Annotated in this window: 23 protein-coding genes and 5 tRNA genes; 8 read left to right on the forward strand and 20 right to left on the reverse strand. The window is 60.1% G+C overall.

The window, feature by feature from the left end; translation table 11 throughout:
- Window positions 1–2: 2 nt before the first annotated feature.
- The 5 genes from ATY77_RS10425 to ATY77_RS10445 are packed head-to-tail and all read right to left on the reverse strand — an operon-like array spanning window position 3 to window position 8,043.
- On the reverse strand, window positions 3–1,754 hold the full coding sequence (locus ATY77_RS10425; protein ID WP_088687256.1) for an ABC transporter ATP-binding protein: 1,752 nt from the start codon (window positions 1,752–1,754) through the stop codon (window positions 3–5).
- A complete protein-coding gene (locus ATY77_RS10430; protein WP_245314320.1) occupies window positions 1,751–2,827 on the reverse strand; it encodes a glycosyltransferase family 2 protein in 1,077 nt (358 codons plus the stop codon). The genes ATY77_RS10425 and ATY77_RS10430 overlap by 4 nt, the downstream gene beginning before the upstream one ends.
- A gap of 5 nt (window positions 2,828–2,832) precedes the next feature.
- Window positions 2,833–5,832: a trifunctional glycosyltransferase/class I SAM-dependent methyltransferase/polysaccharide deacetylase gene (locus ATY77_RS10435; RefSeq protein ID WP_088687258.1), complete on the reverse strand. Its 3,000-nt coding sequence runs from the start codon at window positions 5,830–5,832 to the stop codon at window positions 2,833–2,835.
- Window positions 5,826–6,980, reverse strand: coding sequence for a glycosyltransferase (locus tag ATY77_RS10440; RefSeq protein WP_088687259.1), 1,155 nt, complete (start codon window positions 6,978–6,980; stop codon window positions 5,826–5,828). Before ATY77_RS10440 ends, ATY77_RS10435 begins: the two co-directional genes overlap by 7 nt.
- Before the next feature lie 37 nt (window positions 6,981–7,017).
- A complete protein-coding gene (locus ATY77_RS10445; protein ID WP_088687260.1) occupies window positions 7,018–8,043 on the reverse strand; it encodes an NAD-dependent epimerase/dehydratase family protein in 1,026 nt (341 codons plus the stop codon).
- Between the two features lie 541 nt (window positions 8,044–8,584).
- Here ATY77_RS10445 and ATY77_RS10450 point away from each other — a divergent pair.
- Window positions 8,585–8,830: a hypothetical protein gene (locus ATY77_RS10450; RefSeq protein WP_088687261.1), complete on the forward strand. Its 246-nt coding sequence runs from the start codon at window positions 8,585–8,587 to the stop codon at window positions 8,828–8,830.
- Between the two features lie 80 nt (window positions 8,831–8,910).
- The gene (recJ, locus tag ATY77_RS10455) at window positions 8,911–10,713 is read left to right on the forward strand and encodes a single-stranded-DNA-specific exonuclease RecJ (RefSeq protein ID WP_088687302.1); all 1,803 of its coding nucleotides are present in this window, start codon (window positions 8,911–8,913) and stop codon (window positions 10,711–10,713) included.
- 45 nt (window positions 10,714–10,758) lie between these two features.
- Here the strand turns inward: recJ and ATY77_RS10460 are convergent.
- From ATY77_RS10460 to gloA, 5 genes are all read right to left on the reverse strand, one after another.
- Window positions 10,759–10,833: transfer RNA gene (locus ATY77_RS10460), tRNA-Glu, on the reverse strand.
- Window positions 10,834–11,013: 180 nt separating this feature from the next.
- Window positions 11,014–11,088 (reverse strand) — tRNA-Glu (locus tag ATY77_RS10465).
- A 76-nt stretch (window positions 11,089–11,164) separates the two neighbouring features.
- A tRNA-Glu gene (locus ATY77_RS10470) sits at window positions 11,165–11,239 on the reverse strand.
- A 198-nt stretch (window positions 11,240–11,437) separates the two neighbouring features.
- Window positions 11,438–12,523 (reverse strand): D-Ala-D-Ala carboxypeptidase family metallohydrolase, encoded by a 1,086-nt coding sequence (locus tag ATY77_RS10475; RefSeq protein ID WP_088687303.1) that lies wholly within the window; start codon window positions 12,521–12,523, stop codon window positions 11,438–11,440.
- A gap of 164 nt (window positions 12,524–12,687) precedes the next feature.
- Window positions 12,688–13,128 carry a lactoylglutathione lyase gene (gene gloA, locus ATY77_RS10480; protein ID WP_088687262.1) on the reverse strand — a complete coding sequence of 147 codons (441 nt, stop codon included), beginning with the start codon at window positions 13,126–13,128 and terminating at the stop codon, window positions 12,688–12,690.
- Between the two features lie 194 nt (window positions 13,129–13,322).
- Here gloA and ATY77_RS10485 point away from each other — a divergent pair, with 194 nt between their 5' ends.
- Together ATY77_RS10485 and ATY77_RS10490 are read left to right on the forward strand one after the other, a co-directional pair.
- The gene (locus ATY77_RS10485) at window positions 13,323–13,901 is read left to right on the forward strand and encodes a cold-shock protein (RefSeq protein ID WP_088674166.1); all 579 of its coding nucleotides are present in this window, start codon (window positions 13,323–13,325) and stop codon (window positions 13,899–13,901) included.
- Between the two features lies 1 nt (window position 13,902).
- The gene (locus ATY77_RS10490) at window positions 13,903–14,391 is read left to right on the forward strand and encodes a DUF192 domain-containing protein (RefSeq protein WP_088687263.1); all 489 of its coding nucleotides are present in this window, start codon (window positions 13,903–13,905) and stop codon (window positions 14,389–14,391) included.
- Window positions 14,392–14,446: 55 nt separating this feature from the next.
- Here ATY77_RS10490 and ATY77_RS10495 read toward each other — a convergent pair.
- Window positions 14,447–14,523 (reverse strand) — tRNA-Pro (locus ATY77_RS10495).
- A 638-nt stretch (window positions 14,524–15,161) separates the two neighbouring features.
- On the opposite strand from ATY77_RS10495, the gene ATY77_RS10500 reads away from it, so the two are divergent.
- Both ATY77_RS10500 and ATY77_RS10505 read left to right on the forward strand, forming a co-directional pair.
- A complete protein-coding gene (locus ATY77_RS10500) occupies window positions 15,162–15,467 on the forward strand; it encodes an ETC complex I subunit (RefSeq protein WP_088674164.1) in 306 nt (101 codons plus the stop codon).
- 56 nt (window positions 15,468–15,523) lie between these two features.
- Window positions 15,524–15,600: transfer RNA gene (locus ATY77_RS10505), tRNA-Arg, on the forward strand.
- An 88-nt stretch (window positions 15,601–15,688) separates the two neighbouring features.
- Here ATY77_RS10505 and ATY77_RS10510 read toward each other — a convergent pair.
- From ATY77_RS10510 to ATY77_RS10520, 3 genes are all read right to left on the reverse strand, one after another.
- Entirely contained in the window at window positions 15,689–16,816 is a 1,128-nt protein-coding gene (locus ATY77_RS10510) for a hypothetical protein (protein WP_245314321.1), read from the reverse strand.
- Window positions 16,817–16,954: 138 nt separating this feature from the next.
- Window positions 16,955–17,269, reverse strand: coding sequence for a hypothetical protein (locus ATY77_RS10515; RefSeq protein WP_088674162.1), 315 nt, complete (start codon window positions 17,267–17,269; stop codon window positions 16,955–16,957).
- Window positions 17,270–17,471: 202 nt separating this feature from the next.
- Window positions 17,472–17,912 (reverse strand): DUF3597 domain-containing protein, encoded by a 441-nt coding sequence (locus tag ATY77_RS10520; protein ID WP_088687265.1) that lies wholly within the window; start codon window positions 17,910–17,912, stop codon window positions 17,472–17,474.
- A gap of 450 nt (window positions 17,913–18,362) precedes the next feature.
- Here ATY77_RS10520 and ATY77_RS10525 point away from each other — a divergent pair, with 450 nt between their 5' ends.
- On the forward strand, window positions 18,363–19,031 hold the full coding sequence (locus ATY77_RS10525; RefSeq protein WP_190237619.1) for a hypothetical protein: 669 nt from the start codon (window positions 18,363–18,365) through the stop codon (window positions 19,029–19,031).
- Window positions 19,032–19,092: 61 nt separating this feature from the next.
- On the opposite strand, the gene ATY77_RS10530 is transcribed toward ATY77_RS10525, so the two are convergent.
- The 4 genes from ATY77_RS10530 to ATY77_RS10545 all read right to left on the reverse strand — a co-directional run bounded on the left by ATY77_RS10530 (window position 19,093) and on the right by ATY77_RS10545 (window position 23,358).
- Window positions 19,093–19,866: an amino acid ABC transporter ATP-binding protein gene (locus ATY77_RS10530; RefSeq protein WP_064691464.1), complete on the reverse strand. Its 774-nt coding sequence runs from the start codon at window positions 19,864–19,866 to the stop codon at window positions 19,093–19,095.
- 17 nt (window positions 19,867–19,883) lie between these two features.
- Window positions 19,884–21,029, reverse strand: a complete 1,146-nt coding sequence (locus ATY77_RS10535) for an amino acid ABC transporter permease (RefSeq protein ID WP_088687266.1) — start codon at window positions 21,027–21,029, stop codon at window positions 19,884–19,886.
- A complete protein-coding gene (locus ATY77_RS10540; RefSeq protein ID WP_088687267.1) occupies window positions 21,030–22,232 on the reverse strand; it encodes an amino acid ABC transporter permease in 1,203 nt (400 codons plus the stop codon). It lies immediately after the preceding gene.
- A gap of 100 nt (window positions 22,233–22,332) precedes the next feature.
- Entirely contained in the window at window positions 22,333–23,358 is a 1,026-nt protein-coding gene (locus ATY77_RS10545) for an amino acid ABC transporter substrate-binding protein (protein ID WP_088687268.1), read from the reverse strand.
- Window positions 23,359–23,718: 360 nt separating this feature from the next.
- Here ATY77_RS10545 and ATY77_RS10550 point away from each other — a divergent pair, with 360 nt between their 5' ends.
- On the forward strand, window positions 23,719–24,909 hold the full coding sequence (locus tag ATY77_RS10550; protein WP_088687269.1) for a cystathionine beta-lyase: 1,191 nt from the start codon (window positions 23,719–23,721) through the stop codon (window positions 24,907–24,909).
- A gap of 10 nt (window positions 24,910–24,919) precedes the next feature.
- Here the strand turns inward: ATY77_RS10550 and ATY77_RS10555 are convergent, their stop codons facing one another.
- On the reverse strand, window positions 24,920–26,074 hold the full coding sequence (locus ATY77_RS10555) for an FAD-dependent monooxygenase (RefSeq protein WP_088687270.1): 1,155 nt from the start codon (window positions 26,072–26,074) through the stop codon (window positions 24,920–24,922).
- Window positions 26,075–26,102: 28 nt separating this feature from the next.
- On the reverse strand, window positions 26,103–26,348 hold the full coding sequence (locus ATY77_RS10560) for a zinc-finger domain-containing protein (RefSeq protein ID WP_008526950.1): 246 nt from the start codon (window positions 26,346–26,348) through the stop codon (window positions 26,103–26,105).
- Window positions 26,349–26,481: the final 133 nt, after the last annotated feature.

Raw genomic sequence — 26,481 nt, forward strand, 5'->3', positions numbered from 1 at the left:
CACTACCCCTCCCCAACCGCGGTTGGATGAAGACGAATCTGGTTCTGCATCAAGGCTGTGGTCGCCGACCGGTGACTGACGATGATCAGCGTGCGGGAATCGTATTCCTTGAGCAGGTTGGAAAGCACGCGCGCTTCGGTCGGCTCGTCGAGGGCGCTGGTGGCTTCGTCCAGCAGCAGGATTTCAGGACGGCTTGCAAGCGCACGCGCCAAGCCTATCCTCTGCCGCTGGCCGCCCGAAAGCCGTATCGCTTCGTCCCCCAGCCATTCGTCGAAACCATAGGGCAGGTTCTCGATGAACTCCGTCGCGCAGGCCATATCCGCGGCCCAGCGAACATCCTCCTCGGGGATATCACGGCGGAAGCTGATATTGTCGAGGACGGTGCCTTCCATGAGCTCGACATCCTGGCCGGCGACGGCGAGCAGCCTCAGCCAGCTGGAACGTTCGATCGCCGAGAGGTCTTGGCCATCGATCGTGATTCGGCCATCCGTCGGCTGAATGAGATCGAGAAGCATGTTGATGATCGTCGTTTTGCCGGAGCCGCTGGGGCCGGTCAGCGCCGTCGTCTCGCCGGCTTTGATCGAGAAGCTGGCGTGGTTTACGGCCGGCATCTTGGCCGCGTCGTAGAAGAAGGACACGTCGTGGAAGACGATTTCATGTTTCAGATGCGGCAGCTGCGCTCCGCCCGCGATTTTCCTGGCGTCGTCCTGTTCCGCGGTCAGAGCGAGCACGTTTTGCAGCGAAGCTTCGATTTCATGCAGGCGCAGCAGCTGCGAATCGAACTGCTTGATATGCGGCTGAAGCCTGTAGAGAAGGATGGTCGCGGATAAGGCGGCCTGGAAATCCACCGGCAGGAACTGTGAGGAGAGGATGATCGTTAGGATCACGCCGAAGGTCAGCGTCTCGCTGAGGAGAGAGGTCGCCGCTCCCATCCGGTCCGAGCGTCGCCAGGTTTCGCCTACCTTCCGGGACAAGGTCTCGAACAGGCCTCTGTAGCGATCTTCCAGCCCGAAACTCTTGACCGCCTTCATGGTTTGCAGCGTCGTCCAGGTCAGATGGGTGAGTTCCTCCACCGCTGAAAGGCTGGTGGCACCGAGACGCCGATAGGCAGCGGCAAACAACCCGAGGCTCAGATTGTGGATGACACCGAACACGACTGCGAGCACGGCGATCGGCCATGCCATGATGACCATTCCCACGCCGAAAATGACAATCGTACCGAGATTGACCCCAAGTCGCACCAGGCTGGCGTGAGCCGAGGCCACCGAATAGGATTCGGTGGCGATCACATTGATCAGGTCGCTGCGCTCATAATGCTGAAAACGCTGGAACGGGATCGTCAGGATCTTTGAATATAGCCGCTGGCGAATACTCTCGCTGATCTGATGGCTGACAGTGCTCGCGATGATCTCGTTGGCGAAGCCGAGAACGATCCTGAGGATGATCGCGCATACCAGGACGGCCACCAGCATCGGCTTCGTCACGGAAGATTCGAATCCGCCAAAGAAGGCCGGAAGCCAGGCGACGGCCGGGCCGGACAGTGGACCTTGCTGGCTGAGAACGAAAACCAGGCTGACCAGCAAAGTGATCCCCACCATTTCCGACAGGCCGGTCAGGATGCCGATGACGATCAGGATGGAGGTCTTCAGCCGCAGCGACGGAACAAGCTCGAGCAGTTCGCGGAAACGCGCCGCGACAATAATGTTGAACGCGCTCGCCGGTCTGCCGCGAATGGGTTTCCGTAGCTTCGTCATAGACGGTCCGCCCGGGGTTCCGTGAAGGAGCCATTCTGCCTGGCCGGTGCGGCGGCGATGAGGCCGTAAAAGGAAGTGCCGCTGACGGGGAGCGCCACGTCTATCGGTGCTGCCCCTTTCGGGGAAACGGAAGACTTACCGGACAGACGCTTCAACAATCTTCTGCGCTGCCGTTTCGCCGAGCGCCAGAGATCCCTGACGGCGCGGACGGCAAGCATCGAGGGAAATTCCCGGACCAGAATGGGCACCAGTTTCCCAGCCTGCCCGTAGTCGCCGCCGCTAAACGCTTTCTTGAAATACCAGCGCGCCGTGTCGAATTCCGCGAGCGTCGCCGTGTCGGCAAGAGCAGGATGGCGCCGCTTGATGTCTGCCATGACAAGTGCGTGGGATTTCAGCATGCGCGTGGCGTTGCTCGACATATTGCCGGCGGTGAAGCGGTATCCGGTGAGGAAATCAGGAACCAGCGCAAAGGGCAGTCTTGCCGCCAATGCGAGATAAAGCTTCAGATCCTCGCATCCTTCGGCTCCCTGATCGCGCAGGCCGGCATCATAGCCGCCGCATGCCAGAACCTCCGCGCGCGGCATAAGGGGTGTGCTGCCGTTCCCGATGAAATTTTCCCTGACCATCGCTTCGAAGACATCGCCCTCATGGAGCACGGGTCTCGAATGCCCGAAAATCACGTCGTTGCCGTCGATCGCCGCATACCAGTTATAGGCGACGCCGAGGCCCATGGGGAGCGTCCCGATCGCCTGAACCTGCAGCTCGATTTTCCGGGGATGCCAGAGGTCATCCGCATCGATCGGCGCGACATAGCTGCCGCGTGCCTCCCGGACACCGTGGTTGCGCGCGCGCGCAACGCCGCCGTTCTCCTGGCGAAGAACGCGGATGCGAGGATCGGAAAGACCATACTCCTTCGCCAGTTCGAAAGTGCCGTCCCGGGACCCGTCGTCCACGACGAGTATCTCCAGCTGTTGGTAAGTCTGGGCCAATATGCTTCGAAGCGTTTGCGCCAGCGTCTTTTCCGCATTGTATGCGGGAATGACGACGCTAACCAAAGGGGTGCCGGTGTTCATGGCGCTCATCCGATAAACGCCTCGGCTTGGCCCATCATTTCGGCGAACGCCTTGATGGGGAGATCGCCGCGAACCTCCAGGCGCGGAAGCGACAGCACATTGTCGAACAACTCCGCTTTCGCCGGCCTCGTGGTGAACCCAATCTCATAACCAGCCTCGGCCAGAATGCCGGGAACGCGAAAATCCGTGCTGCCGTAGGGAAGTGCGATGGAACTCACCGCAGCACCAAGGCGATTTTCGAGCATGTTGCGGGAAAGGGCTGCTTCGGCGAGCAACGCGCTATTGTCCAACGCGCTTGCCGGCCTGTGGGAGGCCAGATGCGAGCCGAACCGGACGCCTTGTCGATGAAGTTCTTCGATATCGTTCCACGACATCAGCGCGGCCGGTTCGCCATAGGAAGCATCCCAATCCGATCGGCCGCCGACCTTATCCGTCACCACGAAAACATCCGCGCCGAAGCCGTTCTCGGCAAGGATCGGAAAGGCATTGGCAAGGAAATCGAGATAGGCGTCATCGAAAGTCAGGACGACCGGTCGTCCCTGGATCGGCTTTCCGGCCCGAAGCAGTTCGGCCAGACCATCCGCCGTCAGCGTGTAGTAACCCTGCCGCCTGAGAAACTGCATCTGCTGTCGGAATACATCTGGAGCGATCCGGTAGCGCCGCAGCCGATCCGGACCTTCGTCCGAAATCCTATGATACATCAGCACCGGGACCGACGTCGCCGTCTCGTTCGACCAGGCCGCCGCCCGATCGACGCCGGCTGGTCCCCAGATAATGTGCTTGGCAACATCGGTCTCCAAGGGAACGCCATGAGACTCGACCCGCGTCGTGTGGGCAGACGTCTCGCGCTTGCGGAACCGATGAATGGCGTAAAGCTCGGTCTCGATCGTTTCTTCCAGCGCCAGCTCCGGCAGCTCTGAAAGAATTTTCCGGATCGTGCCGATACCGAACGGGTTGCTCCAATCGAAACCGGTTCTATCGGGCTCGTCACGCCTGAGATGGGCGTGCGCCGTGATCAGATAGCCGTCCGGCTTCAAGGCTGCGGCGATCTTCCGGCAGACCCGTTCCAGAACCTTTTCATCGTCCATGTAGTAGAGGACTTCCGAGCAGACGATCAGGTCCTGCCCACCCGGAATGTCGTCGCCTGCGAAATCCAGGACACGAAATTCGGCGTTGTGGCTCTCCCGGCATCTCTGGGATGCTCTTTCGATCGCGCGCCGCGAAATATCCGTCGCCGTGAGTGTCCCGACCTTCCGCGCCAGCTTTGCGGAGAATATCCCCTCCGCGCAGGCAAGTTCCAGGGCCTTGCCTATCCCTTCCGGGACAAGGCTCAGTGTCTGCTCGTATTTGACCTGTTCATAGACGGAGAGATAGTTCCACGGATCGGGGCGCTCGAAGACGCGCTCCCAATATTCTTCCTTGGAAACGGCCTCGGACGGAACGGCATTTTTTCCGGTCTGGTTTTCGGGGTGCTCGGCTGCAACGGCACTGTGCGGCTCGCCAACCGGCTTTGCCACGGAAGGGAGCGGACCGTTGTTTCTACCGCCGTCCGCCGAGGATTTTATGAGAGCATTCTCGTGGGTCGAGCGAACAAGGCGGCGGAGCCGGCCCCGCCGTCTTCCTCCCCGGCGAAGGATTCCGAGGAAGCCTCGGTAGTTGCGGACGACTTCGGAAGACCAATCGCGCGCATAGGCGAATGTCACCGGCGCGGGCAGCCGATTGCCCGCATGCATTTCCCGGACGATCAGATGCACGAGTGCGCCGACGGACAGATCTCCCCATAGCGGTCCGACATGGGTGCCGATATGCTCCTGGCCGGACGAAAGCTGCAGCAGCAGCGTATCGGCTTCGGCTGCCTTCGAAATCGGGGCGAGATGCCTGGCGTCGACGCCGGCCGTCTGAACGCGCCCAAGCCTGAAGGAACGCGAGAGGGCTTCTGACGATAGTCGCCAGGCAATGAGCTGCTCTATCTTGCGTGCCGTTCCGGGAAACGAATGGCTTTCGATCAGGCTGAGGAGGTGCGCAACCGTGGGCGCCCAGGCGTCGATGACATCGACCAATTCAGCGGTATTCTGGACCAGCCGTCCCGTCTGCAATCCATGAAGGATCACCAATGCCATAAGGTCCTCGGAACCTGAAGCATCAGGAAATTCCGGCAGAATCCGCGCCAGTTCCGTGAGATGGTCCTCCGGGCAAAGATTGGCCGACGCGACCCAGACCAGCATCCGAAGCTGGCTGAGCGCCGGCGTCAGCCAGGCGGCGTCTTCACGCTGCGTCGGCAATCCGTGTTCCGCTTGCAGCGCCTGCGCCCTTTTCGTCACGAAAACCGCGTCCCGCACCATCTTGACCGGATCGGCCGACAGAGAGCCTTCCTTCATGCGGTAGAAGGCGAGGCACTTGTCCACCGATTGGAAGCGAGCCTCGGCGAATGCCATGCGAAGCCATAGATCCCAATCTTCGCAGGTTTGCAGCGAGGCATCCATGCCGCCGATTTGCTTGAAAAGGCTGCGCGGAAAAACGGCCGTATGAATGGCGAGGGCACAGAATGACGACAATTCGGAGATTGCACGATCGCCAGTAAGATCTGGCGCGTCCTCGATCTTCAGCATCCGGCCGTCGGCTGTGACGCGGCGATAGCTGCAATGGGCTATAAGCGGTTTAGATTGGTCCTTGGCGATCGGCAGCATGGTCTCGATGAAAGCGGGATCCAGCCAATCGTCCGCATCGAGCATGCAGAGCAGGGGGGCAAGGGCAAGTTCGGCCGCCGCATTGCGCGCTGCCGCGGCGCCGCCATTCTGCTGACGGTGGATCGTGATCCGGCTGTCTGCCCTGGCAATCTTTTCAAGCACCTCCCAGGTTTCATCGCGCGAACCATCGTCCACCACCACCGCCTGCCAGCTAGTGATTGTCTGATTTTTCAGGCTGCCCAGGCAATCCGCCAGCGTAGCGGCAGCGTTGAAGGCCGGGATGAGAAACGAAATTGCAGGCCTCGGCGCAGTCACCATGGCTGCACTTTCCAGCGGCTGAGAAGATAAAAGGCGCCATGCAGGCTGCCCAGAACCTCTTCCTTCAGAAAAAAGTCGTGCGACGTCGTTCCCTTCCGGAGCCGTCTTTTCCACCTTTTGAAATAATATTCGGGAAGCGAGACGAAGATGCGGCGCAGATTTCCTCGATTGCCGGTATTCTGATACTGCACCAGCAGCGCCGCCACATGGCCGCTCATATATTGGTGGATCTGTTTCGCCAGCCCTTCCATCTCCTTGCGGTGGAAATGCCATGAAACCGCCGTCGGCTCATAGCGGCAGGTCTGGCCGTGATGGAGGAGGCGATTCCAGAATTCGGAATCGCCGGAGCATCCGGCCGCTCCCATGTCCAGCCGGACGTCGAACAGACCGGATTCATCGAATACCTTTCGGCGAAAGGCCTGACTTGCTCCCGCACCGACCAGCCAGACCGGCGCCCCGTATCGTTCGTGCTGGCGATAGAAATCCTGATCGAAGTCCTTGCGCCGATAACCCCGGCCGAAGCCCCAATGGGTTTCGAATATCAGCTGGGCGGGGGTGGAAAGCTCTCCAGGCAGGACAAGTCCGGTGACGCATCCAATGTCAAGTCGATCGAATGCCTTCATCAGATTTTCGAGCCATCGTTCGTGAAGCACCACATCGTCGTCGGTGAATGCGACAAATTCGGTCCTTGCAGCGCGCACGGCGGCATTGCGGGCATGGTCCAGCCCGATCTTGTCTTCCCTGACATAGGTGGCGCCGGCTGCCTCCACGACACGACGCGTCGCATCGCCGGCCGACGCATTGTCGACCACGATAATCTCGACCGGAGGAAGCGACTGCTTCGGCACGGATGCCAGACATCGGGCAAGTTCTTCAGGCCGATCCTTGGTGCAGATGAGAACGCTGACATCGCGGTTCACGATCGGCGCCTGTGTCACCTGCCGCGCGTTCTCGACGATATCCGGCTGCACGGTCTTCGCAAACAAGGCAGCCGGACTTTCGGGGCTTTCGACATAGGCCTGGCCTACGGGAAGACCTTCGGACATGAACACCACGAGCCCGGCGCCGATCGCCGGAGCATCCGTACCAACGTCATACGAGGAGGGATCCAGGTATTGGATGGGCATTGGAAAGACGACGTCTTTCATGTCGCGCGGGATCGTTCCCCTTATCGTCACGCTCACCTCAGAGACTCGAGAAACCACTCAGTTGCATGGGCTTGCGCTGACGTGGACTGCGGGCGCCGATAGCGCTGGCTTTCGGGGCGCGAGGCTTCAATTCCGCCCTGAACCAGTCGAGCGTCTTTGCCACGCCTTCTTCATAGCTGACCTTGCAGGACCATTCCGGCATGACGTATTTGGCGTTGGTCAGATCGGGCCGCCGGTTGGTCGGATCCTGCGGCGGCGACGGCTTGAAGACGATCGGCACGCCGCCCATCAGGCTGGAGACATATTTGGCGACGTCGAGCACCGAGATCTCGCGGTCATTGCCGACATTGAGCGGTCCCCGGTAATCGGTCTCGTTCATCCAGAAATAGCGGGCGAAGCCCTCGGTGATGTCGTCGACATAACCCCAGCTGCGCGATTGCAGCCCGTCGCCGAAGACGGTGATCGAGCGGCCGGTCAGCGCCTGGGTGATGAAGTTGGAGACGGCCCGGCCGTCATCCGGCCGCGTGCGCGGCCCATAACAGTTGAAGGGCCGCACGACCCGGACATCCAGCCCCTGGGTGCGCTGCAGTTCGAACAGCAGCGATTCGGTGCAGCGCTTGCTTTCGTCATAGGAGGAGCGCGGCCCGGTGCAATCGACCTGGCCCTTGTAGCTTTCCGGCTGCGGCGAGACCAGCGGATCACCATAGACCTCGGACGACGAGGTGAAGCAGAAGCGGCCGCCCTTCTTCAGGAGGTCGAGCAGGCGAAAGGCGCCGAGCAGATTGGCCGAGATCGTCCGCTTCGGCTCTTTCATGTACCAGGGCGGCGAGGCCGGAGAAGCGAAATGGTATATCTCGTCGAACGTGTCGGAGGTCTGAAGTGTTTCGACGTCGGAGCGCACGAAATGCAGACGCGGATCCTTGATGTGGGCCAGATTCTCCGCCCGGCCGGTCCAGAGATTGTCGACGACCACGAGCTTGCTGACATCCTTGCGGAGCAAAAGCTTGTCGCACATATGCGAACCAATGAAACCAGCTCCGCCTGCTACTAGAACTCTCTTCATTACGCTAACTCCCACATGGCTGTTATGTCTTAATTAGCCCCTCGTAATATAGCGAAGTCAATCTACCCTGCATTATTGATATTATTAACATTAATGCGCGTCACAGCGCTGTGACGGCGGTCAATTGCAAGGAGTATGGAAGCCCTTCGTCGAGAAGCATCATGACAACGCAGCGTCAGACGGTTCCCAGGTCGATTTTCAGGGCGCTGTTCGCTCAGCGATCGGACCGTCCGATCGCTGAGATTGTATTGATTATTACTTTTCGGCAGTATTGAGACGCAGGCTTCCTGAAAAGACCAATCGAAGCTCCCCTCGCGTTTTCTGGCGATTGTCATCGAATGGCTGTCTAGGAACCGTGTGGACCGTCGCACAACCTATTAACGCGGTTCCGGCTGTTCACATCAGGTCAACTCCCGCAACCTTTAGCCGTAAACTTACTGTGATTTGTCTAACCTTCCCTAACGGAAGGCTATATTAACAGATACCGAAATATTGATATAAATAAACGGGAAGACAGTGAGTCGCCGGGTGGAGATTTTTCATGAGCAAGGACAGCCATGCCGGGAAGGGGCATGGCTACACGGATGAGGTGCCGCGGGACGATCCCGGTGCGATGGAGGAAATCCTCAAGCCGGCCCGCCATGAAGTTCGCCGGGGGGCTCGGGATGAGACCGACGGCGACAATGATAGGGAAGGCCGAAACTGGGCCATTCTGCTGACGCTGTTTTCGTTCCTGCTGGTGCAACTGGCCGGCATCGCCCTGATCATCTGGGCGATATTCTGGTAAAAATCCGTGTCTGCAAACCCGTCGCTATGTTATCTCCGCTGCTCCTGTAGAAAGAGCAGATGAAGTCAGCGGAGTTTGGCATGGCAGATCTCGTCGATCCCGTACAGCGCGCGTTTCTCGGCGTGGAGAAATCCGCGCTCGACAATCGCTGGGTCGCGCGGCTCGATCAGGCCGGGCAGAACCGTGCCCTGGCCATGTCGCAGATCCACGGGCTGCCGGATCTGATCGCCCGTGTGCTGGCCGGGCGCGGCGTGACGGTGGACGAAGCGATCGAGTTCCTCGATCCGACCATCCGCAGCCTGATGCCCGATCCCCATAAGCTGACCGATTGCGAAAAGGCCGCGACCCGCCTCGTAAGCGCGATAGAGCGCGGCGAGAACGTCGCGATCTTCGGTGACTATGATGTCGACGGTGCGGCTTCCTCGGCGCTGATGTTCCGCTTTCTCAGCCATTTCGGTGTCAAGGCGAGCATCTATATTCCCGACCGCATCTTCGAAGGTTACGGGCCCAATCCGGCTGCGATCAATCAGCTGATCGATAACGGCGCCCGGCTGATCGTCACTGTCGATTGCGGCTCCACCAGCCACGAGGCGCTTGCCGCGGCGGCTGCGCGCAATATCGATGTCGTCGTCATCGATCACCACCAGGTGACACACGAGCTGCCGCCCTGTCATGCGCTGGTCAATCCGAACCGCGAGGACGATCTGTCGGGGCAGGGGCATCTCTGCGCGGCCGGCGTGGTCTTCATGGTGCTGGTCGCCACGCTCAGGCTACTGCGTGCGGCCGGCAACAAGCGCATCCTGGCGATCGACCTGCTGCAATGGCTGGATATCGTGGCACTGGCGACGGTTTGCGATGTCGTGCCGCTGAAGGGCCTCAACCGCGCTTATGTCGTGAAGGGGCTGGTCGCCGCCCGGCACCAGAGCAATGCCGGCCTTGCCGCACTTTTCCGCAAGGCTGGGCTCGCCGGACCGGTCACACCCTATCATTTCGGCTTCCTGATCGGCCCGCGCATCAATGCCGGCGGGCGGATCGGCGATGCCGCACTCGGAAGCCGCCTGTTGACGCTCGACGATGCCGGTGAGGCGGAAATGATCGCGCAGCGCCTCGACGAGCTCAACCGGGAGCGTCAGGCAATGGAGGCCATCATGCTGCAGGAGGCGGAAGCCGAGGCGCTTGCCGAATATGGCGACGGCGAGGGCGCGTCCGTCATCGTCACGGCCCATGAGAAATGGCATCCCGGCATTGTCGGGCTGATCGCGGCGCGCCTGAAGGAGAAGTTCAAGCGGCCGGCTTTCGCGATCGCCTTCGATCCCTCCGGCCGCGGCACCGGCTCCGGCCGCTCCATCAACGGCTTCGACATGGGCAGGATGGTGCGCGCGGCCGTCGAAGAAGGGATTCTGGTCAAGGGCGGCGGCCACGCCATGGCCGCCGGGCTCACGGTCGAACGTGCCGATCTCGGCAGGCTGAGAACCTTCTTCACGGAGAAGGCGGCAAGGACGGTGGCGAGCCTCGTCGCCAACGAGACGCTGAAGATCGATGGCGCGATCGGCGCGAGTGGCGCCACATTGGAACTCATCGACCGCCTGGAGGCCGCCGGCCCCTATGGCTCCGGCCATGCGCAACCGCTTTTTGCTGTGCCTGCCCATCGCGTGCGCGACGCGCGCCTGGTCGGCGAGAGACATGTGAAGGTGACACTGGAGGCGATGGACGGATCGAGACTCGACGGCATCGCTTTCCGCGCCGCCGAGACGTCGCTTGGCAGCCTGCTCCTCAATTCCCGCGGCGCCAGCCTGCACGTCGCAGGCTCGCTGGGCGCCGAGCATTATCAGGGCGCGCGCCGCATCCAGTTGCGCGTCTGCGACGCCGCGCCGGCGAAATAGATCGCGTCGCAAGGCGCTGAACGACATGAAATTTGGAGAGAGAAGTGGCACGCCCTAGGGGAGTCGAACCCCTCTTCCCAGAATGAAAATCTGGTGTCCTAACCGATAGACGAAGGGCGCTTCCTTCGTGGTGGCGCCCTTATAGTCAGCACCTTCGAAAGCCGCAAGCGCCAAGACGCGAAAAAATCACCGTTTTCGCCGATTTTTTTCCGCTGTGGAAAATCCCGTCGCCGAGAGCGTATGCAGTCGGAAAAAATCCGGCATTCCAGGATGGCTTCGGTCGGATTGCGATAATCGAGCTGGTACGCCCTAGGGGAGTCGAACCCCTCTTTACAGAATGAGAATCTGTCGTCCTAACCGATAGACGAAGGGCGCGTGCCGATTTCGTTAAAATAGGAAAGGGGAGCGATATCTGCAAGCAGATCACGGATGCTTCAATAATGAAGAGGAGTGGCACGCCCTAGGGGAGTCGAACCCCTCTTCCCAGAATGAAAATCTGGTGTCCTAACCGATAGACGAAGGGCGCTTCCTTCGTGGTGGCGCCCTTATAGTCAGGCACTTTCGATCCCGCAAGCGGCAAATTCGATTTTTTTCAAAAAAATGACAGTTCTTTCGGCTGGCATAAAGCAGAGGATTAGGATAGCCGAATCAATAGCTTGCGCGCGTTGTCGCAGGCATCTGGGATAGAGCTGACGTTGCGTTATGCCCTGTCGCGTTGGGGCGATCAGATCGCTCTTGCGGTCGCTATGGGCGCGCGTTTGCCGCCGCAGCCCCAGTTCCAGTCACGGGTTTTGCCGGTATCGACGTGAATGGAATCCGTGTGGCAATAGGTGCCGACGCCGCCGCGGTTCGGGAGCGAGCGGATATAGGCGGCAATATCCCATTTCGAGACGCCCTCGATCTGGATGTCGGCGGCTTCGCAGCTTTTGTGCATCGATTCGTCGGCGCCGCCGACCAGACGGTTATGTTCTTCGTCGCGATGGCCTGATGTGACGACAACGGGCCGGCCGAAATGGGTTTCGGCCGCCTTGATGATATTGAGCAGATTGGGTTTGAAGCAGCCGACCTCGACCTTGTCGTTCTGAAGATGCAGCCCGTTCGGTGCGATGCGCGTCATGCCGGGCAGGGCTGCCTTGTGCAGGAGACCGGAAAGGCTGCCGAGCAGGTTCTGCTTCGGGGCGCTGTAGAGTGCGTTCATCGTCGAGGATTGAATGCTGCCGGTTGCCAGCGAGGCGGTTTGAAACGGCGCAAGCTGGGTGCTGGTATTCTGTGAGGACTGCTGCGGCAGCACCGGCTCCGCCGGCTGCTCCTGTGCGGGCGGCTGGCTATAGACGCTGCTCCTCGAGGGCGAAACGCCGTCCACCGGCGCATAAGCGTTTGCGCCCTGCGGCTGAATGATCGTGGAAGTGCTGTTGTTCTGCGGCGCCGGTTGACGGTCGGAGAAGATGCTCATCGCCTGCGCATTGATCCGGGTCGACTGCATGACGAGACCGCCGATGTTGGCAGGCGCCGCCGCGGCGGGATCCGCAGGCGGGACGGCGGCATTCGGATCCTGCGCGGCGACCTGGGGCGCGGCCTGGGCGCCGGAAACATTCACGAGTCGGGGATCGGTGTAAATTGAGCGCTTGGCGGTCGCTGCAGGTGCTGCGGTGGCAGGCTGAGACGCCGCGGTCTGAGTTGACGGTGCCGCCGGAATGGCTGCGGCGGAATCGAGCGCCTTCTTGTTCGACACGCAACCCGCCAGCGCCAGCACCGAGGTGGCGATCAGCAAAGCGCCCGCCAGGGGCATCCGCATCTCAGTATTACGCAAGCGACCGGTCTCCTGTTGATGCGGAAAAAGGGCCGAAACGCCCTTTACCGCTTCGAGTCGGTCGGAGATTGCCTGCGGGGCCTGATCGCGGCAAGCGCCAAGGCGCCGGCCGGACCCGAAATCGCAAAAGCCGCAAGCTTCGCAAAAGCCTTGCGGCAAAAACCTTACCAGGCGCCGGTATTGCCCATCGAAGCCCAGGGTTCGGCGGCCGGAAGAGGGCTGCCCTTCTGCAGGATTTCGATCGAAATGCCTTCCGGCGAGCGCACGAAAGCCATGTTCCCGTCGCGCGGCGGCCGGTTGATGGTGATGCCGTTGTCCATCAGCTTCTGGCAGGTTGCATAGATATCGTCGACCTCATAGGCGAGGTGGCCGAAATTGCGTCCTCCGCTATAATCCTCCGTATCCCAGTTGTAGGTAAGCTCGAGGCAGGGTGCCTTTTCGCTGCGTGCACGATCGACATCGTCGCGGGCGGCCAGGAAAACCAGGGTGTAGCGGCCCTTCTCGTTTTCATGGCGGCGAATCTCTTCCAGGCCGAAAAGGGTGGTATAAAAGGCGAGCGAGGCGTCCAGGTCTTTGACGCGCACCATAGTATGAAGATAACGCATTCTATTTACTCCTTTATTGGGGCTGGCCCTTTTCGGCTAGCCGTGGTCAGCTTCGGGCAAGTCATCATTATAAAATGTGCACCTGGGAATAACCGAAAACTAGGACTTGCGCTTATCCGTTACCAAGATGTTAATCTTGATTTCAAGAATCAGTTAACCGTAACAGTGTGACGCGTATTCGAGGGGCTGGCGATATGGCTGACAGGATTTCATCGAACCAATACTCCGATCTCGATGAGCTATCGGGCGAGGCGGTCGATCTTGTTGAAATCACCGGGGTCGTCAAGTGGTTCGACGTTGCCAAGGGTTTCGGCTTCATCGTCCCGGATAATGGCATGCAGGACGTTCTCCTGCACGTGACCTGCCTCCGCCGCGACGGTTACCAGACGATCCTTGAGGGAACGCGCATCGTCGCCCTCGTCCAGCGCCGCGAGCGCGGCTACCAGGCCTTCAAGATCCTCTCGATGGATCAGTCGACGGCGGTTCATCCCTCGCAACTGCCGCCGGTGCGCACACATGTGCAGGTCACCGCGACGAGCGGGCTCGAGCGCGCGCTCGTCAAATGGTTCAATCGCACCAAGGGCTTCGGCTTCCTGACGCGCGGCGAGGGTACGGAAGACATTTTCGTGCACATGGAGACGCTCCGCCGCTTCGGCCTGACGGAACTGCGCCCCGGCCAGGTCGTCCTCGTGCGCTTCGGCGACGGCGAAAAGGGCCTCATGGCTGCGGAAATCCATCCTGACGTTCCGAGCCCGGCAAGCCGGTCGCACTGATATGCGCGGCTCCATTCTGTTTCATGCGATAAGAAGCGCCATTCTGGCGCTTTTTTTCATGGCCGCCGCCCTGCCAGCTTTGGCCCAGGAGGAGGTTCGGTTCGACAAGGAGCCGCTGCTCATCCAGACCGCCGCGGGCAAGACGCTGCATTTCACCGTCGAGGTCGCCTCGTCAGCCGATCAGCGTGCGCGCGGCCTGATGTTCCGCAAGGCGATGGCCGATGACGCCGGCATGATCTTCGATTTCGGCCAGTCGCGGCGCGTCGGCATGTGGATGGAAAACACCATCCTGCCGCTCGACATGCTTTTTGCCGACGACACCGGTACGATCCGCCACATCAAGGAAAACGCCAAACCCTATTCGCGCGACGTCATCGATTCGATGGGCGAGGTGAAATACGTCGTCGAACTCAACGCCGGCATCGTCGCCAAGCTCGGGATTGAGACCGGCGACAGGATCGTAAGCGCTACGACGACCAAGGCGAAGTGACGGCGGCGCGTGAGCGCGCGGCCCTCAAGGAATTCAACAATATCAGGATATTGAATGGTCGGAGTGGAGAGATTCGAACTCCCGACCCTCTGGTCCCAAACCAGATGCGCTACCAGACTGCGCTACACTCCGTGCCGTGAATGGCAGGGGGAATACACGGTTCGCTTTGCCGTCGCAACCCATAAAACCTGCCCGGCCAGGAGATTCCTCGCCTGGATGTGGATGCCCCACAGAAAAACTTGATGATGCGACCTGTTTAGCGCCCTCAAGGCGCGATCGGACGTCTCAGCCCTGACCGATCAGGCCGATATATTGTGCGTAGCTGATGGCAACGTAGAAGAAGGCCGTAATGACAGCGCCGATCACAATCGCATTGAACTCTGCCGAACGTCTCATCATAACTGCAAATCCGCTGAACCCGACTGGGGCGTAAACTAGTGCCGAGCGTTGTGTGCGGCAATCTCGTTGCAATCACAACATGAGACAGCCGGTAACATTCGGGAACTCGACCCCCGAATCTCCCGCATTTCAAGGTGTTGCGGGGCCGGGCTGGGGAAACATATCCCCAGCGACTTCAGCCGCCAAGACTGACTTTTTCCCCACGCCGCCTGCCACAAGGCGAAACCTGCGCCGGTATCACCAGCCGCCTTTTTTCTTGAAAAACGGGGGATTCGCGGATAAGCAAAATTCATCTCTTTGCATTATCCCTTCGTGGTGAAGCAAAGGCCCGGCAACGGGATCGAGACCCTATTTTCGGAGACGCCGCAGTCATGTCTGCCAAGATCTATCGTCCAGCCAAGACCGCCATGCAGTCCGGCAAGGCAAAGACCCATCTTTGGGTGCTCGAATTCGATCAGGAGTCACCGCGCAAGATCGATCCGATGATGGGCTATACTTCTTCTCGCGACACGCGCCAGCAGGTGAAGCTCACCTTCGAGACGCAGGCGCTTGCGGAAGCCTACGCCCAGCGCAACGGCATCGAATACCGTGTCATCGCGCCGAAAGATCCGGCCCGCCAGGTCGTCGCCTATCCGGATAATTTCCGTTATACCCGTACGCAGCCGTGGACGCACTGAGATTTCTCGTCCACATATGCCGCATCCGGTCGCGCTTCCCGAGCGCGGCCAGCAACGGCCCCTTAGCTCAGCTGGATAGAGCACCTGCCTTCTAAGCAGGTTGTCGCAGGTTCGATTCCTGCAGGGGTCGCCATCTTTTCGTTGTTCATACTGAAGACGTAGGTGATTTAAACCACGCTCTCATGCGGATGCGGACCGACGTTGCTGTATTGCCGATCGGGTCATTCGAAGGCAGGCGGCGTGGGCTCCGTGGCAGAGACCCAGTGTACCCACACGCGCACTCCGCGGTCCTTCAGCGTATCGAAGACACGCCTCGCTGGTGTCCCCACCTTTGTGACCTCGTCATAAATCTCGTCGTCGAGAACTCTCACTTCTTTCAGCGTCGGCAGCTCGAGCAGCGTTTCGATATGGTCTGCCCCGGTGCTGAGACTCAGATACTCCAGTCTCTCAAATGACAGAAGCGTTTGAATGTCGATCTTTCCGATCATCGAGATTGCGGAAAAGCTTTTGAGATTCCTGCAAAGCTCGATCCCTGAGAGGTCGGTGACGTTGAAGACATCGTCCTCGCCGTCCCAGAAATACCAGACGTACCTATAGACGCTTCCTCCACCGTCGAAGGCGATTTCCTCTACCGTGGCAAGCAACTCGTCAGTCAGCGGATATCGCGCCAGATAATCCTGCGCCTCGGGCATGATTTCATAGCCTTCGTGCTCAAGATCGACGGCCCGGCCGAGGAGGTGGGTCGCAAGCTGTGCCGGGGTTCCAAGATCAATCTGCTTAGCGTCGAGAAGCGATGACAGCACGACGAGCTTGAGATTTGGGTCGGCAAATGGCGCGCCGGGGATGCCTGCTGCCGCCGGATAAGGTGGTTCCGTCGGCTCCGGATATTCCGCCGCCGGGTTGGAAAAGCCGATTTCGTTGACGGTCTCCAGCGTGAGGCGGACCCGCAAAGTGTAACCCTCCGGATAGTGCCGCATGCCCATACGCACGCCTCGCATCATCGGAATATCGTCTCCGATCTTGAGAGATGGCATGGCTGCGCGTAGCTGTTCGATCTTCATTCCCATGGCGATCCCTTCGACGGGACGCAGAAAGCGATGATCGTAATTGAGCATTCCGATGAAGCCGTTCTGATCAATCCATGCAACGAATCCATGGCTGTTCTCAAGCAGATCGATCTTGCCGCCTTTATGCGCGGGAAGTGGCTTCCACGCCGACCCCATCGCTGCCTGGACTTTCGCCATCGGCATCCCGGGTCTCAGGACCGCGAGCGCCGCAACATCCACGCTTTTATTTAACGCCGCCATCGCCCGCCCTCCATGAATAACTCCAAGCGCGACCGCGGCCATCAATTCTCGTTTCCGCATCAAAACGTCAGTCATCTCTCTTTGTCGCGGCCGTCCTATGACCACTATGCGACAAAGTGCAACTACTGATTTCGCTGAAAGGTGGAATAAATTGCTGATGTCGTAGCCGAGAGCTTCTTCTCAGCGATCCAAGAAATGATCGAAATAGACCTTGGGGATGGGATAGGCGTAGACGCCTCTATCGACGAAGCTGTACCTGTAGAGGCAGCTTCTCAGCGCCGCATTGTATTCCAGGCTCTGTGGATCCGGTGAGCCTCTGCGCAATGAGCTTGCTTCCGGCACGCAGCGTTGAAGCGCCTTGTCGTATCGTGCGAGGAGCACGGGGTCGGTGTCGACCCGGATGCCGCCATGATAGGACTGATAGTTTGAAGGGGATTCTGCGGCCGAAATACAGCCCAGGCTGAGCGTAAGACCAACTGCTGCCATTAATCTCATTGGACAGTCTCCCGTGATCGATCATACGAAGTAATCGAGTACGATATTATTGGTTCCCGCATTGATGAGCAAGGAGACTGTGAATAGGATCTGCATAGGCGCGTGACTTTTGGTCGTGCGGCCGGAAAATGAGAATTTGCATGTCCGAGCCTCTATGGCCGGATGGCTGCGGCCGAAAACGGCGGCAGCCATCCGTCATCACTCAATCCAGGAGATCGGCCGGAACCTTGCCGCCATTTTCCGAGAGCCGCTTCATCAGTGCTTTGTGCAGCCACATATTCATCTTCGCGGAATCGTTTGTGTCGCCGGTATAGCCGAGTTCGGCGGCGAGTTCCTTGCGTTCGGCGAGGCTCGCATCCATCCCGACAGCCTTCATCAGGTCCACGATCGAGTGACGCCAGTCGAGTTTCTGGCCGCTTTTCTTTACAGCCGCGTCGAGGATGGGGACGATATCGACTGTTGCTGCTGCCGGGGTCGGGGCCGCCTTACTCTGCGCCGGAGAAGCCGTCGGCGCCTGGCTGGGCGCGGGCGACGGTGAGACGGGAGCCTGGACCGGCTCTGCCTTCGGCGCGCTGGCGGCAGCGGGCTCGGCAGCTTTGGCTTCTCCAAAGATTGCATGTTTGATTTTGTCGAAAATGCCCATTCGTGAACCTCCGGCTTCGTAAATTAGGACATGCTGAACATGGCGTTCCAGCAAGGCATATCCAGAAGAGCGGAAGTTTATTTTTGCCCTCTCAGCGGAGAGAGGAAAGGTCGACATAACCACCGCCAGCGTGATCGACCCAGCTATCGTCCTATTGGAGGCGATCCTTGTGCTATCCTTTCGACAGGGCCGCGATATAGGCCGGGATTTGCCTCGGATGTCTGCTTTTGGCACAGTCGTTTCCGCGCCGCTTGCCTTGTGATAACCACTATTGGTTATTTTCGGCCGTCGCGCCGGTTCGAGAAGCGCCGACAGGAAACATTGATTACTCCTTCACGTTGGCTTGGCATGGACGTCCTGGAGAGCAGGCGTCCGATCGATCGAAGGCACGCGCGTTCCTCGATTTTCGGCTGCCGGACACTGTTCGGCACATGGAAACGGAGGAAGATCATGACCCATATGCACCTTAGACTGCCAGTTGCCCTGCTTGCGTCCGTCTGCGCGGCCCTTGCCATGCCGGCAGGTCAGGCACATGCGCTCGACATCGGCGTGTCTGTGAACGCGGGGAATGCCGCCAGCGCCGATGTCGGGGCTTCGCTCGGCGGCGGAAACGGCGTTGATGCAACGGCCAATGCGTCCATTGGCGGCTCGAGCGGCATCAACGCGGATGCGAACGCCAGCGCCGGCGGCAGTCGCGGTATCGATGCCGACGTCAATGCCGGAATCGGCGGCGGCGACGGTCTCGGGACTCGCGCCAAAGCTAGGCTCGGCGGCGGCCGCGGCGTCAACGGCGATATCAACACCCGGACCGGCGGCTCCAACGGCATCGATGCCAAAGCCACGGCGTCAGTTGGTGGCGCCACGGCGTCAGTTGGTGGCGGAAACGGCGTGAACACCGATCTTGCCATTGGCGACGTGAATGAGGCGAAACGTATGACAACTGCTGCGCCTGATGGCGCCGTCAGCGCATCGCAGGCCCGCACGCTGGATGCCTTCCGCGCCATGCCAGCCGACCAGCGGCGCAAGATGCTCATCCGTTGCGTCGACATCTCCTCTGGCGGCGGTGATTCAGGCCTTGCCGGTCTCTGCAGCCTGTTGCAGGCGTCGGCGTCCCGCTGAACGCAAAGACCCGCCGAACCGGGAGGCGCGGCGGGTCTTTTGGAAAGCTTCAGCTCGAGACTTAATGCAGGATCTGGCTGAGGAACAGCTTGGTGCGCTCGTGCTGCGGATTGTCGAAGAACTCGGCCGGCGAATTCTGTTCGACGATCTGCCCCTGGTCCATGAAGATGACGCGGTTGGCGACCTGGCGGGCAAAGCCCATTTCATGGGTGACGCAGAGCATGGTCATGCCTTCTTCGGCGAGGCCCACCATGGTGTCGAGCACTTCCTTGATCATTTCAGGGTCGAGCGCCGAGGTCGGCTCGTCGAACAGCATGATCTTCGGGTTCATGCACAACGAGCGGGCAATCGCCACGCGCTGCTGCTGGCCGCCGGAGAGCTGGCCCGGGTACTTGTTGGCCTGCTCCGGGATCTTGACGCGCTTGAGGAAGTGCATGGCGATTTCTTCCGCCTGCTTCTTCGGCATCTTGCGCACCCAGATCGGCGCCAGCGTGCAGTTTTCCAGGATCGTCAGATGCGGGAAGAGGTTGAAGTGCTGGAACACCATGCCGACTTCGCGCCTGACCTCGTCGATCTTCTTCAGATCGTTGGTGAGCTCGGTGCCGTCGACGATGATCTTGCCCTTCTGGTGCTCTTCCAGGCGGTTGATGCAGCGGATCATCGTCGACTTGCCGGAACCCGACGGGCCGGCAATGACGATGCGCTCGCCGCGCATGACCTTCAGATTGATGTCGCGCAGCACATGGAAATCACCGTACCACTTGTTCATGTTGATGATTTCGATCGCCACTTCCGTTGCGGAAACGGTGAGCTTTTTAGCTGGAGCTTCAGCCATGATTGTTTTCCCTCATTTTATCGTTTGTGGCCGGTGTCGAGGTGACGTTCGATGAACGCCGAATAGCGCGACATGCCGAAGCAGAAAAGCCAGAAGGCGAAGCCGGCGAAGATCAGTCCCGTCAGCGGCGTTACTGCGGTTGCCCAATTCGGATCGGTGAAGAAGAAGCGAACGATGCCGAGCAGGTCGTACATGCTGATGATCGACACCAGGGAGGTATCCTTGAACATGCCGATGAAAGTGTTGACGATGCCCGGGATCACCAGCTTGATCGCCTGCGGCAGGATGATCAGCCGCATCTTCTGCCAGTAGCCGAGGCCGAGCGAATCCGCACCCTCGAACTGACCCTTGGGAATTGCTTGCAGACCGCCGCGGATAACCTCAGCCATATAGGCGGAGGCGAAGATCGATACGCCGATGATCGCGCGCAGGAGCTTGTCGACCGTCCAGCCGGCCGGCAGGAAAAGCGGCAGCATGACGCTCGCCATGAAGAGGACGGTAATTAGGGGCACGCCGCGGACGACTTCGATGAAGATGATGCAGACCGTACGGATAACAGGCATCTGCGAGCGCCTTCCGAGCGCCAGGATAATGCCGAGTGGGAAGGAGACCGCGATGCCGACGAAGGAGAGCACCAGCGTCACCATCAGTCCGCCCCAGCGCGGAGTCTCGACGACTTCCAGGCCGAATCCACCGTACAGCAGAACGAAGGAAACGATCGGCAGCACGATGAAGAGCAGAATGGCGTTCAGGCCCTTGTGCGGCGCCGAAGGGATGAGCATCGGAACCAGCAGGAGTACGAAGAGAATGCCGACCAGTGTCGGCCGCCAACGTTCGTCGATCGGGTAGCCACCGTAGATGATCTGGTCGAACTTGGCGTTGATGAAGGCCCAACATGCACCATTCCAACCGTCCGGCTGAATGCCGCCCTGAACGGTCGTGGCGCAGAAGGTGCGATCCGACCCGGTCCAGACCGCCTGCACGAAGAGCCAGTCGATCGCATGAAAGAGAGCCCAGGAAAGAAAGACCAGGGCCACGATGGTAAGGACCATGTCCGTCGGTGTCGCAAGCAGGTTGCGGCGGATCCAGGCTCCGGCACCCTTTTCTCCCGCGGGAGGCGGCTCCGGCGCCAGCATGGCGGTTCTGACGAAACTGTTGCTCATTTATCTCTCCACCAGCGCCATCTTGGCATTGAACCAGTTCATGAACAGCGAGGTCACGATACTGAGGCTGAGATAGATGACCATCCAGATGAGAATCACCTCGACGGACTGACCGGTCTGGTTCAGCGTCGTGCTGCCGACCGCGACGAGATCGGCAAAACCGATGGCGATCGCCAGTGACGAGTTCTTGGTGAGATTGAGATACTGGCTGCTCAGCGGCGGAATGATGATGCGAAAGGCCTGCGGGATCACGACGAGGCGAGTGATCGACGAGGGATGCAGCCCAAGTGCGGCCGCAGCTTCCGTCTGTCCCTTCGGCACACCGCGAATGCCCGCGCGCACGATCTCGGCGATGAAGGCCGCGGTATAGAAGGAAAGCGCCAGGAAGAGGGACATGAACTCCGGCCCGACGATGGAACCGCCGGTGAGGTTGAATTTGCCCGCGATCGGATAATCGAAGGAAAGCGGCATGCCTGCGAGCAGGAACGCAACAAGCGGCAGGCCGATCAGCAGTCCGGTCGAAACCCAGATCGTATGGAACGGCTGACCTGTTGCTGCCTGCCGGCGATGCGCCCATCGAGCCGTCACGATGACGGCGACGATCGCGATGACGAAGGCGACGCCGACGAGCCAGAAAGCTTCACCGAAAATCGGCTTGGGGAAGGAAAGGCCGCGATTGTTGAGATACGATCCGAAAGGCAGATGCAGCGACTCGCGCGCGTTTGGCAGAACCGCCAGAACGCCGGAATACCAGAAGAAGATCACGAGCAGCGGCGGAATATTGCGAAACACTTCCACATAAACCGTGCACAGCTTGGCAATCAGCCAATTCCGCGATAGACGGCCAACGCCGACGATGAAGCCGATGATGGTAGCGGTGATGATGCCGGTAACGGCGATCAGCAGCGTGTTCAGCAGGCCGACCAGCAGCGCCCGGCCGTAGGTCGAATCGCTTGAATAGGCGATCAGCGACTGGCCGACTTCGAAGCCGGCGCGGCCGTTCAGGAAGCCGAAGCCCGATGCGATGTTGGCGCGCGCCAGATTGACGGCAGTATTGTGCGCGACCCACCACACGAAGGTGACCAGCAACACGATGGTAAGAACTTGGAAGAAGATACCCCGAACTCTCGGGTCGTAGAGGGCGGACTGAAAACTCCAGCCACTCCTGGGTATAGGTGTTGAACCCGCAATCTGGTGCGTCATACCTGGCCAATTCCCCACGTTATGCGCTCCTTTTCGGAGCTTTTTTATAGGAGGAGGAAAGGCGGTCGCCCGCCCTTCCGGCTTTCATGCGTGATGCCGCTCAGCGAACCGGCGGTGCGTACTGAATGCCGCCCTTGTTCCAGAGAGCGTTGAGACCGCGTGCGATCTTCAGCTGGCTGCCCTGGCCGATGTTGCGTTCGAAGGTTTCGCCGTAATTGCCGACGTTCTTGACGATGTTGTAGGCCCAGTCGTTGGCCAGGCCGAGATCGGTGCCGATCTTGGTATCGGCCTCGACGCCCAGGAAGCGCTTGATGTCAGGGTTCGGCGAGTTCTTCATGTCGTCGACATTCGCCTGAGTGATGCCGAATTCTTCGGCATTGATCATGGCATAGCCGACCCAGCTGACGATATCGAACCACTGGTCGTCACCCTGGCGAACGGCCGGAGCGAGCGGCTCCTTGGAGATGATTTCCGGCAGGATCGTATGTTCGTCCGGGTTCTTCAGCGTCAGGCGCAGCGAATAGAGACCGGACTGGTCGGTCGTGTAGACGTCGCAGCGGCCGGCATCATAGGCGGCATTGACCTCGTCCAGCTTTTCGAAGACGACGGGGTTGTACTGAAGGTTGTTCGCCTTGAAGTAGTCGGCGAGGTTGAGTTCCGTGGTCGTACCCGACTGCACGCACACGGACGCGCCGGAGAGTTCGAGCGCCGACTTCACGTTCAGGCTCTTGCGGACCATGAAGCCCTGGCCGTCATAGTAGTTGACGAAACGGAAGTTCAGGCCGAGAGCGGTGTCGCGGTTGATCGACCAGGTCGTGTTACGGGCGAGCACGTCGATTTCGCCGGACTGAAGAGCCGGAAAGCGATTGGCGGCGCTCAAGGGGGTGAACTTCACCTTGGTGGGGTCGCCGAAGACGGCAGCGGCGACAGCCTTGCAGAAGTCGACGTCGAAGCCGGCCCAATTGCCGGAAGCGTCAGGCGCGGCAAAGCCGGCGAGACCGGTGTTGACGCCGCACTGAATGAAACCCTTTGCCTTTACATCTCCAAGGGTCGTGGCTGAAGCAGCCGAGGTGCCAAGAGCGAAAACTGCTGCGCCGATCGCGGCCGACAGAAGCTTGTTCTTCATTTTTTCCCAACCTTTTCCGTTGTCTTATCTTTTCTTGTGGGGAGTTCCGGCGAAAAACTCTGCCGCCCCCATTGTCTCGACACCCTCCCGGCGCGAGTGACTCTATCACAGTCGCAAATGTCACCATGGTCAAGTGTCGCCATCAATAATTGCGGCAAATTTCGGGATTTTGGTATATTGCGCCGCATTCCTGGGCTGCTGGCTACCAAATAGGCGGTCTCTTGCGGAAAAATAACGCGAAAATCCAAAATTTCGTGAAAACGGCGCGTTGCCTGTTCGCTGTCCTCGAGGGGTTGACCGGAACCGGCGAGGCGTCCAAATGTTCGCTTTCGCGCTCCTTCGCCAAAGGCCATTTCCGACATGAAAGATAAAGACAGTTTGCTGCAGAACGCCGGCATCAACACCCGCCTGACCCATATCGGCAACGATCCATTCGATTATCACGGCTTCGTCAATCCGCCGGTCGTGCATGCTTCGACGGTGCTGTTTCCGAATGCCCGCACGATGGAGACGCGGGCGCAAAAATACACATACGCCACCCGCGGCACGCCGACGACGGATGCGCTCTGCGAGGCGATCGACGCACTTGAAGGTTCGGCCGGCACGATCCTCGTTCCGTCGGGCCTTGCGGCCGTCACCATTCCGTTCCTAGGTTTCGTCGCCACTGGCGACCATGCGCTCGTCGTCGATTCGGTTTACGGCCCGACCCGTCATTTCTGCGATACGATGCTGAAGCGTCTCGGCGTCGATGTAGAATATTATGACCCGTCGATCGGCGCCGGCATCGAAGCGCTGTTCCGGCCGAACACCAAGATCGTCCACACCGAGGCGCCCGGATCCAATACCTTCGAGATGCAGGATATTCCGGCGATCTCGGCGGTTGCGCACCGCCACGGCGCCGTCGTCATGATGGACAATACCTGGGCGACGCCGCTCTATTTCAGGCCGCTCGATCACGGCGTCGACATTTCCATCCATGCGGCGACCAAATATCCGTCCGGCCATTCCGATATCCTGCTTGGAACGGTTTCGGCCAATGCCGAGCACTGGGAGCGGCTGAAGGAGGCGAACGGCGCGCTCGGCATCTGCGGCGCTCCCGACGATGCCTATCAGATCCTGCGCGGACTGCGCACCATGGGCCTGCGCCTCGAGCGGCATTATGGAAGCGCGCTCGCGATCGCCGAATGGCTGGAGGGCAGGGAGGACGTCGCCCGCGTGCTGCATCCGGCCCTGCCGAGTTTTCCCTCCCACCATATCTGGAAGCGCGACTTCAAGGGTGCGAGCGGCATCTTCTCCTTCGTGCTTGCCGCGGGCAGTCCCGAGAAGTCCAGGGCGAAGGCGCACGCCTTCCTCGACGCGCTTCAGGTTTTCGGTCTCGGCTATTCCTGGGGCGGCTTCGAAAGCCTCGCTTTGCACGCCAACCTCAACGACCGCAAGGTCGCCAAGGCGCCGACGGAAGGCCCAGTCATCCGTCTGCAGATCGGCATCGAGGATGTGGCCGACCTCAAGGCCGATATCGAACGGGGTTTTGCCGCCGCAAGCGCCGTCTGACCGCGGCGCCTTAGGGCAGGCGCACGGCCTTGTAGCCGTAGATCCAGTCGAGATCCGCCGCCAGGCTTTGCGGCGGCTTGAGGCCGAGCACGAGATCGCGGCCGATCCGGATCGGCCCCTTGGCATGATAGGCGAACTGGTTGAAGGCGCCGCGCTGGCGAAGCCTTGCGATGCGCGGCGCGCGATGTTTTTCGAAAAGCGCCAGCGCTTCCGATATCGGGCGGTCCGAAAGAAAGCCGGCAAGCTCGTAAGCGTCTTCGATCGCCATCGCCGCGCCCTGCGCGGCAAATGGCATCATCGCATGGGCGGCGTCGCCGATCAGCACTGTCCTTCGGCCATCGTGCCACGCGCCTGCGGTGGTTTCGAACAGCGGCCAGAAGGTCAGGTTCGCCTGTCTTTCGAACAGCGACAGGATGGCGGCGTTCCAGCCGGAAAGACGCTTCCGCAGCTGCACGCGCTGCTCGGCCGTCGGCTCACTTTGCCAGGTCTGCGGCGCGAGGTTGCCGGCGGTGATCGCCACCATGTTGAAGCTGCCGGTTTCCTTCAAGGGATAGCTGACGAGATGCGCCGAGCCGCCGAGAAAGGCCGAGACGGATGTCCGATCGAGAAAGGCGGGCGCTTCCGCTTCGGCAATGGTGAAGCGGTAGGCGATATTGCCGGAAAAACGCGGCGAGGGGCTGCCGGGAACGGATTGCCGGAGCTTTGACCAGACACCGTCCGCGCCGATGACGAGATCGGCGGCGCGCTCCAGCGGCGGCAGGCCAGCCTCGATCCGCACGCCGAGATGAAGCCGGCAAAGCGGATCGGCCTCGACCGCAGCCAGCAGGGCCTTCTGCAATGTCGTGCGATGCAGGACGCCATAGGGCGCCCCCCAGCGTTCCCGCGCGAATTTGCCCGACGGCACCGCCGCAAGCTGGCGCAGCGAACTGCCCGATATCAGCCGGATCGTGTCCGGCTCGAGCCAGACCTTCGACAGCCCTTCCAGAATGCCGAGTTCGTCAAGGATGCGGGAAGCATTCGGCGATACCTGCAGCCCGGCGCCGACCTCGGTGAGTTCGCCTGCCTGCTCGAAGATTTCCGAGCTGATGCCGCGACGCGAAAGCGAAAGGGCCGCGGCCAGTCCTGATATACCGGCGCCGATGATGGCGGCATGTTCGGCAGGCATTGTCTGTCCGATCCAGATTCTGGACGGATTACGCCGCCTTCACGTGAAAGACGCAACCGGCCGGATTGGTCTGGCTGGGCTTGAGCGAGGAATTGAAGCGATAGAGCGTCGAGCAGTAGGAACAGACTTTCTCGTTGTCGTCGCCCATGTCGATGAAGATATGCGGGTGGTCGAAGGGAGCCGAGGCACCGGTGCACATGAATTCCTTGACGCCGACTTCGATAACGCGGTGACCGCCGTCATTCTGGAAGTGGGGGATGTTGTGGCCGGCCATATTGCTCTCCGAATGCTTAGAAATGTGGGCGGACTTTATAAGCCTTCGCCGCAAATGTGTAGAGCCAAAGCGCCGAGCCGGTCACAGTTTTTGGGCACAGTTTTTGGCTTCACGCTGACTGGCGGCTCGATTA

It is taken from the genome of Rhizobium sp. R634 (genome assembly GCF_002211305.1).
Taxonomy (GTDB): Bacteria; Pseudomonadota; Alphaproteobacteria; order Rhizobiales; family Rhizobiaceae; genus Rhizobium.